General features: G+C 41.4%; 17 protein-coding genes. 2 read left to right on the top strand and 15 right to left on the bottom strand.

Features of this window, described 5'->3' with window-relative positions:
- Positions 1–35: 35 nt before the first annotated feature.
- The 13 genes from ARCPR_RS06950 to ARCPR_RS07010 all read right to left on the bottom strand — a co-directional run bounded on the left by ARCPR_RS06950 (position 36) and on the right by ARCPR_RS07010 (position 8,018).
- Complete coding sequence (locus ARCPR_RS06950; protein ID WP_012940771.1) at positions 36–770, bottom strand: ATPase domain-containing protein; 735 nt, start codon at positions 768–770, stop codon at positions 36–38.
- 6 nt (positions 771–776) lie between these two features.
- On the bottom strand, positions 777–1,265 hold the full coding sequence (locus ARCPR_RS06955) for a hypothetical protein (RefSeq protein ID WP_012940772.1): 489 nt from the start codon (positions 1,263–1,265) through the stop codon (positions 777–779).
- 5 nt (positions 1,266–1,270) lie between these two features.
- On the bottom strand, positions 1,271–1,735 hold the full coding sequence (locus ARCPR_RS06960; protein ID WP_012940773.1) for a hypothetical protein: 465 nt from the start codon (positions 1,733–1,735) through the stop codon (positions 1,271–1,273).
- 11 nt (positions 1,736–1,746) lie between these two features.
- On the bottom strand, positions 1,747–2,514 hold the full coding sequence (locus ARCPR_RS06965) for a hypothetical protein (RefSeq protein WP_012940774.1): 768 nt from the start codon (positions 2,512–2,514) through the stop codon (positions 1,747–1,749).
- 56 nt (positions 2,515–2,570) lie between these two features.
- Complete coding sequence (locus ARCPR_RS06970; protein ID WP_012940775.1) at positions 2,571–3,224, bottom strand: flagellin; 654 nt, start codon at positions 3,222–3,224, stop codon at positions 2,571–2,573.
- A 14-nt stretch (positions 3,225–3,238) separates the two neighbouring features.
- A complete protein-coding gene (locus ARCPR_RS06975; protein WP_012940776.1) occupies positions 3,239–3,871 on the bottom strand; it encodes an archaellin/type IV pilin N-terminal domain-containing protein in 633 nt (210 codons plus the stop codon).
- 111 nt (positions 3,872–3,982) lie between these two features.
- Complete coding sequence (locus ARCPR_RS10215; protein ID WP_394295235.1) at positions 3,983–4,267, bottom strand: DUF5658 family protein; 285 nt, start codon at positions 4,265–4,267, stop codon at positions 3,983–3,985.
- Between the two features lie 79 nt (positions 4,268–4,346).
- The gene (locus ARCPR_RS06985) at positions 4,347–5,273 is read right to left on the bottom strand and encodes a TIGR00269 family protein (protein ID WP_012940778.1); all 927 of its coding nucleotides are present in this window, start codon (positions 5,271–5,273) and stop codon (positions 4,347–4,349) included.
- 153 nt (positions 5,274–5,426) lie between these two features.
- Positions 5,427–5,657, bottom strand: a complete 231-nt coding sequence (locus ARCPR_RS06990; protein WP_012940779.1) for a hypothetical protein — start codon at positions 5,655–5,657, stop codon at positions 5,427–5,429.
- 77 nt (positions 5,658–5,734) lie between these two features.
- On the bottom strand, positions 5,735–6,862 hold the full coding sequence (locus tag ARCPR_RS06995; RefSeq protein ID WP_012940780.1) for an aconitase X catalytic domain-containing protein: 1,128 nt from the start codon (positions 6,860–6,862) through the stop codon (positions 5,735–5,737).
- A gap of 1 nt (position 6,863) precedes the next feature.
- Entirely contained in the window at positions 6,864–7,073 is a 210-nt protein-coding gene (locus tag ARCPR_RS07000) for a DUF5371 family protein (RefSeq protein ID WP_012940781.1), read from the bottom strand.
- A complete protein-coding gene (locus ARCPR_RS07005) occupies positions 7,070–7,537 on the bottom strand; it encodes a YkgJ family cysteine cluster protein (protein WP_012940782.1) in 468 nt (155 codons plus the stop codon). The genes ARCPR_RS07000 and ARCPR_RS07005 overlap by 4 nt, the downstream gene beginning before the upstream one ends.
- A 37-nt stretch (positions 7,538–7,574) precedes the next feature.
- Positions 7,575–8,018: a bifunctional nuclease family protein gene (locus ARCPR_RS07010; protein ID WP_012940783.1), complete on the bottom strand. Its 444-nt coding sequence runs from the start codon at positions 8,016–8,018 to the stop codon at positions 7,575–7,577.
- A gap of 177 nt (positions 8,019–8,195) precedes the next feature.
- Here ARCPR_RS07010 and ARCPR_RS07015 point away from each other — a divergent pair, with 177 nt between their 5' ends.
- Both ARCPR_RS07015 and ARCPR_RS07020 read left to right on the top strand, forming a co-directional pair.
- Positions 8,196–9,674: a homocysteine biosynthesis protein gene (locus ARCPR_RS07015; protein ID WP_012940784.1), complete on the top strand. Its 1,479-nt coding sequence runs from the start codon at positions 8,196–8,198 to the stop codon at positions 9,672–9,674.
- A 5-nt stretch (positions 9,675–9,679) separates the two neighbouring features.
- Positions 9,680–10,066, top strand: coding sequence for a 4Fe-4S binding protein (locus ARCPR_RS07020; RefSeq protein WP_012940785.1), 387 nt, complete (start codon positions 9,680–9,682; stop codon positions 10,064–10,066).
- Here ARCPR_RS07020 and ARCPR_RS07025 read toward each other — a convergent pair.
- The gene (locus ARCPR_RS07025; protein ID WP_012940786.1) at positions 10,049–10,867 is read right to left on the bottom strand and encodes an EamA family transporter; all 819 of its coding nucleotides are present in this window, start codon (positions 10,865–10,867) and stop codon (positions 10,049–10,051) included. The genes ARCPR_RS07020 and ARCPR_RS07025 overlap by 18 nt on opposite strands.
- 58 nt (positions 10,868–10,925) lie before the next feature.
- Positions 10,926–13,343, bottom strand: a complete 2,418-nt coding sequence (radA, locus tag ARCPR_RS07030) for a DNA repair and recombination protein RadA (protein WP_012940787.1) — start codon at positions 13,341–13,343, stop codon at positions 10,926–10,928.
- Between the last annotated feature and the right edge of the window lie 112 nt (positions 13,344–13,455).

A 13,455-nucleotide genomic window follows, 5' to 3' on the forward strand; every position in this document is an offset into this window, starting at 1 on the left:
ATTATGTGTATAAGTCATAGGAAATAAAATTTTCGTTAGGCCTGTGCAGACTGTATCGGAATAATCTTCAAACCAAATCCGGGATGTACCTCGAAACTGACGATATTTCCCGTAGTTTTCTTAGCTCCTCTTATTTTTGCAACTTCGAGTACACATACATACCTATCACCAACCTGCTCCTTCCTCAGGAAGAGGTGGCAATCACATGCAGATCTTATTCTAACTAAAGTATCCTCCTTGAAAGCGTGCTGGTGTAGGGTAATTAGAATTGTCTTTCCCCTATCACAGAGGTTCTTCAGCCTAGTTAAGAATTCAAGTACATCGTCTTCTGTGGAGTAAGTTGTGAACATCGTTAGCGAGTCTATTATTATAACGTTTTCACGTATTGACTTTATGTGATCCGATAGAAGTTGTAGAACCTTTCTCATCTGGTCAGGATTCCATTCAACACCTTCGAGGTGTATTGGAAATATTCTGAGGTAACCCCAAGCGTAAAAGTCGGAAACATCCAAGCTCAACGACTCCATCTGTGCTAAAAGGCTTTTTATCGTGTTTTCAGTTGTGTAATAAGCTATGTTGTGTCCTTGCACGAGTCCTCCATACGTGAACTGTTGGCAGAGAACACTTTTTCCAGTATCGTTTTCACCCTCTATCAGTGTCAAAGATCCGAGAGGTATACCGCCTCCCAAACGCTTATCTATTTCCGAATTACCGCTTGAAAGGATGTTCTTCTTCTGTTTTTCCTCAAGTTCATCCAAATTAACCGCCATCTCACATCACCCTCCTACAGTAAATTCTCCACTACAACAAACTCCATTCGGTGCACAAACAACCAATACATATGTCCCGTTTGGGAGTGCCTGAGCAAGTTCTACATTTATCCTAACTATCTCATGGGGATCGAAAATACCCGGATTTGACAGTTCAGCAACTATATCAAAGACAACACTCTTTATATCAGCGTAGTAAGTTTCAGAAGATCCATCCGGTTTACCGTATACAAAGACATCAAAGCGTGAGAAATCGCTGAATCTGGTCATACCACTGTTCTTAATATCTGCTACAACTGTATTAGTCGTATTGTCATAACTCACACTCAGAACCGATAGTTTCGTGTTCATGATTTCTACAGCTTTGTCAACCGCTTTCTTGTATTCCGTACTAGCCATATCAACGAGTGCGAAGCTTCCAGATGCAAACAGGTAGGCTACACTTATTATTAAGGCTATTGAGATTATCGAGGCAACAACAGTATCGAAGCCCATGTTAATCACCTTGAAAAGACTTCTGAATCCCCTACACCGTTGTAAAGGACAAAGTTCAGAATGTAGCTGCCACTGGGCAGACTAACATCGATGTTAACTCTCAAAGTCTCTCCTTCCTCCCAGTAGTTATCACCGTCCCCATTCTCTATAGAGTAACTAACGCTAGAGTCGGATAGAGTGAAGTGATACGATGTTGAGTTCGACACAATAAAGACGTCGCTCAAATTAAGTAAAGGAACTGCAATCCTGCTGGTTCCAATGTTCTTAACCCAGAATGTAAGGGACGTATCTGTGGATTCTATAAATATAATTCTTATATCTGTTCCGACTCTCTCCCCAAGTTTGCTCGTCATAGAATAGTAAGTGTTTGACATATCCCTTATAGATGGAATCATAGCAGTTGTAAATATAGAAACGGCAACTACAGTGGCTATAACTAGCAGAGCATTCGTTATCACCTCTCTTGTCATGTTTCTCCACCTTAGAAGTCATTGCCTCTCTTCTCCAGTAGGATTTTGAGTAGTTCGGAATCCATACTCTTGTCGTTGGGATTTACTGTCTTGTGTAACTTGTAGAGGTCTATCAGGAGTTCATCAAATCCGTCGCCTATCACTCCTACAATATCTACAATCTTACCAGTAAACTCCTTGAGTTCCGTTGAGATGTAGCCAGCGGATTCGAAGAGATCGAGTATATCTCTTATCGTGTTCATATCGTACTTTTCGAGCATTCTTCTGACCCACACCATCATGTTGTAGAGAGTTACAATATTCATCCTCTTACCCACACCTTTTGGCATCACCTCCCTAACCTTTTTCTTGGGTTTTAATTCAGGAACCTGAAACACGTTATCTACCTCCTCTTTAACAAAATCTTCAACTTCCTCAGGCTCTTCAGCCTTTTCCTCAACTTCCTCCTTTTTTTCCTCTATCTCCTCTCTTTTCTCCTCTTCTTTCTTTTCTTCCTTTAACTCCGGCTTAGGGGTCTCTGGAGGTGGTGTGGGAATTACTTGGACTTGTTGAGGTGGCTGAGATGATGGTGCTCTATTGATAACTTCAGCAAGATTTTGAAGGCTTTGGAACGGGTTTTCGAGATTGTTCATGGTTTCACGAATGTCCATGAGAAGCTTCTTTATCGAACCCTTGAGGGTCTCGACCTCCTTCTCAAGCTTTGCTATTTTGCTTTCGGGAGTATCCGCCTCAGCTGTAGCTACGAGCTGGTCTATCGTCGATTGGTCTATGTCCGCCATTTTCATCACCTCATAAAAATTTTAGGAAGGATAAAAAATGAGGTAAAAAATTGAGTTTACTGTAGCAGTACCATCGTTGGGTCGATCGTTGGTGGGACTTTGAGCTCTAGTGGATACGTAGCACCCATAGGCGGCTTTATTTCTATTAGGAATACTTCGTTTGGTTCAAGCTGTGGATTCTTATATTCATTCAGTAGATCTCTGTATATGTCTTCGAAGTCTATGTATATCTGCGCTTTCTCAAATTCCTCCAAGTAGTTATCGGCATCTGCTGGGTTACCCGGATTATTTACATTGGTAACCCAGTATACTCCATAATGACTACCGTCAGCGCTATCATTAAGACTATTTAAGTCATTTGACTTGTTGTAGCTAAGATCTACAGACCATCCGTGCTTGGGACTTGAAACTGTGATTATCGTTTTGTTTAAGTCAATCGGCTGACCACCCGCAGCAAGCTGGATTGTAAGAGTTGTTCCGTTGAGGTATCCACCAGTTGTGTTACCATATCCGATTATGCTTCCGATTATCTCAACACTTGAAGATACTTGCTGAACACCCGTGTGGACTACTTCCTGACCCTTCTGGGTTGAGAAGAATCCCGCTCCAAGCAGTATGTAGCTGAAGACCGCTGCAACTGTAATGAACGCTATCAGCGTTATCGCTGCTTCAAGACCAGTAAATCCCCTTCTATCTTTAAACAACCTCACTTACACCACCTCCTTTATATGTAGGTTAAGTTAGTTAAGCTCGGAGGAATGTGCTTGTTTATTATGAGCGGCGCTCCTATGGATGGCTTTAGCTCTATTGTTATATCATCATTAGTTTCTGGCAACTCTGCACCATATCCATCTTTAATCGCCGTCATGTTGATAATTATCTTGTACTTCTCATTCTTTTCAAGCAGGTTGTCGAATTGTCGGCCATCTATATGTACTATACCAAAATATCCCCACGGCTTATGTTGGTCAGTTCCATTAGGTGCTAAAGAAGTAGACTCATTATACGGTATCTGGTAGTAATAGTCCTTCCACCTAATTGCTAGTACAGTCTTGTTCAAGTCAACAGGAGTTCCTCCTGCTGTTAGTGTTACGTAGAAGAATATCTCTGACACATTACCATCGGATCCAGTTTCTTCTGCCACCAAATAGATGTACTGGCCATCCATTTCCAATGCACTTGATGCTTGCTTAACACCAGTGTCAACGCTCTGCTTACCCTTTTGTGCGGTGTAGAAACCTGCTCCAAGCATTACGTAGCTGAAGATCGCTGCTACCGTAACGAAGGCTATCAGTACGATCGCTGCCTCTAGTCCCGTGAATCCTTTTCTATCTTTTCTCAACCTCCAACCTCCCACCGCACATCACCTCACCACTATCAGTATTATAATGCAACCCACAAATATATAAAAGTTTTTCCAATAATTACTAATTACTTTTTTCTAAGTTGTAATTTCAAAAAAGCAATTTCAAATGTATAAGATCAAAAGAACTACGTTATGAACAGCTATGAGCCATAAAACTATGCACGATAGAAAAGATCCCCAAAAGACACCAGAGAATAGTGCTTTACCAAATTCGCTCCTTTGAGAGAATTCGTAGAGGGATAGAAGTAATAGTGAAACTGAGAGAACTACACCTATTTTAAATAGAACTACTAGAAAAGGAGATTCCCTAGCTAACGAAAGTATTATCGGGTTAATTTCAACGAAATGAGGTAGCTTAAAGGCTATCACCGTTGTAAATAAGTCCATGAGGTTTGCTAAGTTTAGTAGAACTATTAGCAGCGGCAATTGATACTTACACTTTTGCAAGTTCACAAATGAAATTACATTATTGACTTAAATTCTTTTTCTCTCTCAACTCCTCTAGGAGAACGCAGGCTTGACAGATTCTTTTAGAAGTAGGTTCACCACATCTCTCACACCTGTTCAACTTTATCTGCGGAAACATCTGCTTCAAGCAGGGTATGAGTGTTTCAAAGCTCCTCATTATCGAATACTTTCTCCCCGGATACTTCTCCTCAAAATTGTAAATAAAGTCTCTAACCATTGCCCTGACTGGGAAGTAGCTGTAGGGACACTCGTTCATGTCCATCGGAAGGTTATGCAGTAAACCGTAGACGACAACATCCCTTTCATACACTTCTCTGAACGGCTTTATTCTCATAATCAACCCCTCTTGAACTCTCTGAGGAATCAACCTCGCCAGTCTCTCTATATCTGCTTGCAAGAAATTCAGCAGAATTGTTTGAACTTCGTCATCTAGGTTGTGACCCGTTGCAAGCTTGGTAGCACCCATTTCCCTTGCAGTCTTGTTTAACAAATATTTTCTGAAGACTCCACAGTAAGTGCAGGGTTTCTTATCACCCAGCTTGACCATCTCATCTAGAGTCATTCCAAAGTAATCCTTAAAAGATACGATGATGTGCTCAATTCCAAGCTCCGAAGTTATTTTCCTCGCTATCTTTACGGTAGGTGGCCTGTAGCCCTCAATTCCCTCATCGACTGTTATTGCGAAGAGTTCAACATCCCTTCTCTTGCTTAAAAACTTGTGAAGAACGTAGGTGAGGGTTACGCTATCTTTTCCACCGCTCAGAGCTATTGCTATCCTATCTCCGCTCTCTATCATGTTGAACTTCTTTATCGCGTACTTCACTTTCCTTTCAAAGTACTCAATGAAGTGCTTTGCACAGAGGTGCAGATTCGCATGCCTTATGTAGGTTACGGCTGGTCTCTTACACTTATCACAGCTTATCACAAGGAGAAATCGTCAGCTTGATTATAAAGCTACTTGCTCTCTGCTTCAATGAAAGACTGAACCTTTGATAACTTTCGTAACTGATAGCATCCGATTCACATTTATCTTTCTTTTAAACCTCTCCACGTACTCTGGTCCGAGATACTCTTCGATCTAATTAATCCAAGCGTCGTAATTCAGATCGTTTTCGAATAGAGATGTTGTAAGCCAGTTTAGCACAAATTCCTTTACGGATGGAAATCTGCATTCGGCAAAAACTTCTAGCTTTTTCTTAATATCCATACCTTTGAAGATGTAATCCGAAATAGCGTTGAATAGGAAGAGTTTGTCTGAGCCTGTAAGCTTAGACTTCACATCTTTGAGAATTTCCCTTTCAATAGCCATTAAATAAATTTACTTTATATAAATTTACTTTATCTTGACAAATATGATTTCTCTTTCCTTGCAAATTATTACAATGATCATTCAAACGCTTTTCTTACACAATCCTCCAGAGTGCCGTATAAGACCTTAACTCCTCTCAACTTGGGGAGGTATGTTAAAGCTTTTCCTGAGTTGGTCATTACGCATTCGAATCTTCTAGTTGCAGGGGAAACGACCATGCACGTATCCCTGAAAACCCTTACACCCTTCATTTCAAGATAGTCAACTACCTCTATCAAGTCTTCGTAAACTTTCCTAGATGTGAATATCCAGAATTCTCTCCTAACCTTTCCACTGAAGTTCTTTAGGAGGTTGTATACCTTTATCAGCTCTTCTTTTGAAAGGTGTGGACAACCCAGAGTAATTATATCGGGATCGCAATCGAAGTTTAATTCCAATTTGTCCACTACAATCTTCTCACTTGGTATTTCGAAATCGTTCCACTCTGGCGTTTGATCAATTACGTGGAAGATTGCAACGTTACCTGTTGATGCCAAGCCTGCTCCCAGAGCCTTAAGGTCATCATCGCTTAATTTTCTGTTAAATTTGAATATGGGGATCCCCTCTATTTCACTTCCTATCTTGTAACCTAAAATCGACGGATCGCAATCACATTCAACCTTCACGAGAATGCTGGGCGCTCGATTCTCTTTAATATGCAGGCCGTAATAAGGTGTTTTTCCAATTACGGCACTTGCTAAAGCACTAATTCCGCTCTCCCTATTTGTCCTCGCACCCAAAACCGAATTTGCATAGATAACCGCTGAGGACTCCGCCCACGCCAAATGCTCACCGATTGACGGCCTGTAAATGTAGTAGGGAGTACACGTGAGAGTTAGCTCGGCGCCCATCTCCTTGAAAATATTTAAAAGTTTCATCTGCTTTCTAGCGAAGTCTTCGTCAATACCCATTTCCTTCCATCTATCCAAATCCATACCGGCTGGATTTATCGTAGTCTTAACTGTAAATTTGACATTCAAACTTCTCAACCACTCCAATCCTTCATCTCCAATGTTCTGATAGGATACTCCAGATATGTGAGCATGTTTTATCGGGATAAGTCTCTCCGCATCAAATATCTCACCTAAAGCAACGAGTATTTCCATGCACTTGGAAACACCGTCGCCTCTTTCAAGCAACTTCTCCTCTTCTTTTGTCAAAAACATGTCACTCGATGAAATCTTTAAGATATAATGGTTTCCTACCTCTCATCTTACTTACTTTCATCGTCGTCTTTACCTTCTTGATATGGGGACAGCTTATGTAATGGTAAACTGCTTCACTCAAAGCATCCTTTATAGTGTTCCTACCACTTCTAGCCTTCAACTCCTCTACAATCTCAAGTGGTAAGGGAACTTGAACTATTTTAAGCTTCACATGATAGCTTTATTTTTAACACTAAAAACTTTTCTACATGTTATACTTTCAACATCCCTCCTCTCTCCCAGATGAATTTGAATAGCTTCAACTATCATTCTCTTGAGGCTTTCACTAGGCCTACCTAAGACAATATTGGGACAGAACAAATCTACATAGACGTAGAATCTTTCACCTTTATACTCGAACTCAGCCTTTTCGTTGCCCTTTTTTCTTATTTTAAAGGGGTACAGCTTACACGCGATTGGCTTTAGCTCTCCTTGGAGCATGCAGAATCTTCCAGCTTGGAAAGGGCACTTACCGTTTATTTTCTTAATATAAAACTTTCCAAACCTCTCCTCAACAAATCCAGTCCACTTCAATCTCAAATACTCGTAAGCTCTGAGAGGAACCAAGTACTCATTGCAACACAGACCGCAAGCTGTGCAGTGCCAGCTGTGCACTTTCCTCCAAGGAACTTCCATGAAAATAGATTTTTAGCTCTGATTAAGTCGCTTTCGATCAAAAAACTTCGTCAAACTCGACGAATTCCTCTGGAAGTTCTTCCGAGCTACCCGCCTCATCCAAAACCTTGTCCTCAACGTAGATAGGACAACCGATTCTAACGGCTATAGCAATGCTGTCGCTAGGTCTAGCATCTATCTCAACCTCGTGGTCATTCTGCCTTAAGACAATACGAGCGTAAAACGTGTTATCTATGAGATCATCTATAACTATCTTCTCAACTTTCGCATTTAGCTTACCAAGTATATCTACGAGGAGATCGTGAGTCATGGGACGTGGGGGTATCACATTCTTCAAGGCGGAGTTTATAGCCATAGCTTCAGCAAGTCCAATGTAGATTGGCAAGAATCTACCATCTTCGCTCCTAAGCACTACAACTGGAGAAAGGCCGAAGAGACTTCTTGCCGCAAATACGCCGTACACTTCCGCAACTAGCTCCATCGAATACTACTATATCTCATCCTATTAATCCTTTTGCTCGAACTTCAAAAACTCCGTCCGAAGTCTTAAGATTAAAAGTGTTGAACTTACTGGCTTATAGACTATTTGAGAAAATTTTTAGATTCTAGAATTGGCTATCAGAAAAAGCTATATATTCTAAATGAGTATTCGCATGCTATGAAAAGAACTATCGATGAAATCAATGAAAAGATCAGAAAAGGCGATGTTTGCGTCGTTACAGCTGAGGAGATGAAGGAAATAGTCGAAGAACTTGGTCCTGAGAAGGCTTTTAAGGAGGTTGACGTTGTTACAACTGGTACTTTCGGAGCTATGTGCTCATCGGGTGCATTCTTCAACTTTGGTCATTCCGATCCTCCCATAAAGATGCAGAGGGTTTGGTTGAACGATGTTGAGGCTTATACTGGCATTGCTGCAGTTGACGCTTATCTGGGCGTAACTCAACTTTCCGAAAGTAGGGAGGATTATGGAGGAGCTCACGTTATAGAGGAATTAGTTAGTGGAAGAGAAGTTGAGCTTAGAGCTACCGGCTACGGAACGGACTGCTATCCAAGAAAGAGCATCGTTACGGAAATATCGTTAGAGGATGTAAATCAGGCTGTCATGGTAAATCCAAGAAATGCCTATCAGAGGTACAAAGCTGCTACGAACTCTTCAGATAGAATTTTGAGAACTTACATGGGTACGCTGTTGCCACACTTTGGAAACGTTACGTTTGCTGGATGTGGTGAAATATCTCCTCTGAACAACGATCCTGAATTCAGGACTATAGGCATTGGAACGAGGATATTTCTCTGCGGTACTAAGGGTTACATAATAGGTGAAGGAACTCAGCACTCTCCACCTTTCGGCACTCTGATGGTTAAGGGTGATCTGAAGGAGATGAAACCCGAGTTTATGAAGGCGATAGTCATGCCGGGTTACGGAGTTACTCTGTGCTTAGGCATAGGAATTCCCATTCCCATATTGGATGTCGAGATGGCGAAGTTCACGGGTATAAGAGATAAGGATATAATTACCGAAATAATAGATTTCGGTGTTCCCAGAAGGGACAGACCTGTTGTAAGAAAGGTAAGCTACGCTGAGCTTAAGAGCGGTAGAGTTGTAATAAACGATGAAGAAGTGAGAGTATCACCACTTTCAAGCTACTACATGGCTAGAAAAGTCATGGAGGAGCTTAAGAAGTTAATAGAAAGAGGAGAATTCTTATTGACTGCTCCGGTCGAGAGATTACCTACTAAAGGTGTTTTTAAGCCGATGAGACAGAAGGATGTAAAGGTTGTAAAGAGCGTTATGACAAGGGCAATAACCGTAAAGCCTGATACAAGTGTCGAGGAAGTAGCTAAGATAATAATTCAAAACAATGTCAATCACCTTCCAGTTGTGGACGATGAGGGAAGACTTGTTGGAATCGTAACGTCGTGGGACATTGCAAAGGCTGTTGCAATGGGAAAGATGGGTAAGGTTAAGGATGTTATGACAAGAAAGGTCATCACAGCATTGCCAGATGAACCAGTTGAGAGTGCTGCGAGGAAGATGGAGAAGCACAACATCTCAGCTTTACCCGTTGTAGATGCCAAAATGCGTGTGCTGGGTCTTGTTACGAGTGAAGATTTGAGCAAATTGCTTGCGAGGTGATATAAATGATTTTGAGACTTAAGTTTGATGCCAGAACGATTAGAAAGCCTGTCATATCAATTGCAACGCTTGAAACTAATGCTTTGATAAACATACTGAGAGCCGATGTAGGTGCAAGAGAAGGGGAGATGATAGTAGAAGTTGATGATGAGAAGGTTAAGAAAGTTGAGGAAGTTCTGAAGAGATACGGCGTTGAAATTCAGGAGCTTGGCGAGGGGATAGTCAAAGATGACAGCAAGTGCATCCACTGCGGTCTGTGCATAAGCGTATGTCCCATGGAGGTTTTCAAGTTCGACGAAAACTGGAGAGTTGTTCTGGATCCAAAGAAGTGCATTCACTGTGGCTTCTGCGTTAAAGTTTGTGTAACTAAAGCTCTAACCCTCTACACCTGACTTCAGAGCAACCAAAACGCTCGAAAGGATTAAAACAGCACCAATTAGCTGCTTTAGAGTCAGAACCTCGTTGAAGAATAAAAATCCGAAAATTCCGGCTGAAACGGGCTCAATGAGAGCTATTATTGGCGCATTTTCCTTTTTACAAAACTTTATCCCATAATTCAAGAGTACGAATGGAATGGCTGTGGGTATCAAACCCAAACCCAGTAACCAAAGTAATTTGGCCTCCAATACGCTCAGAATATCGAACGATAGTGCAATGGGAGCCAAAGCTAGAGACGATATTAGCAGCGTTATGAAGGTTATTTCAATCGATGATGCAAACTCTCTTACCTCTTTGGCAAGTAAAAAGTATCCGGCATAGCATAGACCAGCAAAAATTCCGAATATTATACCAAAATTTAAGCTGTAGTAGGGTGAAAGTAGGAGATAAAGGCCAAATAAAGCTGTGATTAAAGAGAAAATCGATACTCTACCAATGTCTTCTCCTCTAAGTATCATGAATATTATGACGTAAACTGGAGCCATATATAGGAGGAGGGCGGAAATTGCCATCTCTACAAGCTGAATTGATGAAATGTAGAAAGTAATGGTAAGTAAGCTTACGAAAGATAGTGATAAAACCTTTAAGTTTTTGAAAAGGGAAAATCTAACCAGCTTTATTGCAGGAAGGAGGTAGATTAAACCGAAAGCCATTCTTAAGAACGTAACAATTAAAGGATTGACATCGATGTTCCTTACAAATATTGCGAGAGATCCCATTAAGACAGCTGATACTGTTACAGTCAAGCATCTCATGAAGGTTTGAGCTGAATAACATAGAATATAGAGTTTTTGAAAAGAAAAAATAGGATGTTTACTTGTCCTCTATTCCTTTCTCAGTTATCTTGAAAACGACTTCCGCCTCTGGCAAATGCGGTGAGTCTATTAATCTTGCGACTCTCAGATCACCTTTACCCTTTCTGAGGTATACTCTGTAAGTTGCCGTATGAGCCACTATATGACCACCTATGGGCCTTGTTGGATCTCCATAGAACGTATCTGGTTTAGCCATAACCTGATTTGTCACGACTACAGCGGCATTGAATATCTCTCCGAATCTCATAAGGTCGTGAAGATGCCTATTCAACTTCTGCTGTCTGTCAGCCAAAGCTCCCCTTCCAACGTATTCCGCTCTGAAATGGGAAGTTAGAGAATCAACTATGAGCAGTCTTACAGGTGGTTTTCCTTCCTTTGCAAGTTTCTTAGCTAACTCTTTAGCGTTGTCAACCAAGAGCATCTGGTGATTGGAGTTGTAAGCGTGAGCAACGTATATGTTCTTCAAAACCTCCTTTCCATCCAACCCCTTAGCTTCAGCCATCTGAATTATTCTTTCTGGCCTGAAAGTCTTTTCGGTGTCTATCACTATTACCGAACCTTCTAAGCCACCTTTGTCTCTTGGCAACTGCACGTTTACAGCCAACTGATGACATATTTGCGTGTTGTGTAGTATTAAGCCGTTAGGCGCTATGAAGTTGTGTGTTTCTGGGACTACGAGATCGTAAACGTAATCGTTGTAATCCACGATCTCAACATCTTCAACGGTGTAGAAACTCAAAGACTTGCACGTTTCGATTAACCTTAAAGCTTTCCTTGCAATCTCCTTCCTTTTTTCGATTTCCGTCAACAGAGCTTTTTTAACGTCTTCGTTCTTGGGGAGCCCTCTGAATCTGTAATTCTTAATTTGAGTGTCCTTGAATCCGTAGTTTCTCAACACCGTCCATGAAAAAGGTAGCTTTACCTTTCTTCCAGCTTTTACATTCCTTTCAGCCTCTTCAAGCATCTTTAGGGAAGTTAAGAACAACTCCTCTATTTCACTTAAAGTTCTTTCCGTAAACCAAACGTTCAAATCTCTCGTCAGAAGGTGGTATGCTTGCTTGTTATCTAAATTCATCTCGGTCTTAGGCAATTCAACGCAATTCCTATACAACTCTCTTAAGACCTTTGCAATCTCTGGCGGATACCTTCCAACGCCATCAGCCTTAAGCGATTTTTCTCTCTTCAGTTTTGCAAACCTTAGAACTTCCTTCATCTTAGCTCTGTCCTCACCCGTTATGTAAATTCTAAGTTTACCGTTCTCCGAAACCTTTGCCGAGATTCCGATAAACTTAAGGAGTGCTATAAGATCGTCCGCCAACTCCTTACTTACCGTTGATAACTCAACGACGTTACCTACGTATCCATCTCCGTCGATGTAACCAGCTAAGAACGACTTTATGCAATCCTCGTCTGAGTTGAAGATTATCTCTGGAATTCTCTTGTTCTTAGCCTTGCACTCCTTCAGATTCAACCTTTCCGCTGTAACTTTTCTAAGTAAAATCGTATAAACCGTTCTTTCTCTCCTTCTGTCTTCCCTAACCTTAGGAGTGTAGTTATCCTTTTTCTTGATGTAATCCACAACGAAATCAACCAAATCCTTTGAGGTTGTAGAAATCGAAAGGGGGTTAAATGAACCTTCAGCGGTAAAGATTCCCATGAAGTAGGCATCATCTTCGTCTATGTCACTACCGTTGTTGGTGGGTATTCTCCTAACTCCGACTACTATATCTCCTACCCTCAACTCACATGCTTTAATCCACTTTAAACCGTCTCTGAAAACCAGAACGGGGTGGTTTGGTGTTACCTTTACACTCAAACCTTTCGAAAGCTTGATCTTTACGAGTTTTGGTGCGAATTCCTTGTATATGAACTCCGCTCTGACCTTTCTCAATTCACCGTCGAATGTCCAAACGAAGACGTTTTTGAGCGGAACTGCAAAACCTTCGTCTAATCTGAACTCACCGTTAATCTTGGAATATTTTGAATACATCTCTTCTATACTTTCTATATGATATATTTCGTCGTTTACGTAGAGAACCTTCGTATCCCTTGCAAAACACTTTCCACTCCCGAACTCTCCAAAGAACTCAGTTATAGCCTGAGTTTCAACTCCTCCGCCCAGTAGATTGTCTAAAGCATTACTTCCAGTCGTAATCTTACCTATTTCTTGTCTTCTCTGGAATATGACTTCACCACTCTCAAAGCCTCCTAGGTTGGCCATCTTTCTCGCAGCGGTTATGATCTTGAGAGCTGTAGCCTCACCAATATCTGCAACAGCACTCAATTCAGCAGGTGAGCTTACTGCAATGAGCTCTATACTGTCATATCCAGCTTCCCTAAGCTTCTCAGCTATGGCAGATCCTACTCCGGGCAAGTCCTCCAAATCTATTACCTTACCATTCTCACTCTTCGCCATACCTTACCACCCGCTACAGTTATATACACACACTCCGATATTACGTTAGTGCTCCGCCCCTCACGCCCGATTGATAAGCATGATATCGGGTCGGTTGGCGGAGCTACACTTT

The sequence above is a fragment of the Archaeoglobus profundus DSM 5631 genome, assembly GCF_000025285.1.
Classification (GTDB): domain Archaea; phylum Halobacteriota; class Archaeoglobi; order Archaeoglobales; family Archaeoglobaceae; genus Archaeoglobus_B; species Archaeoglobus_B profundus.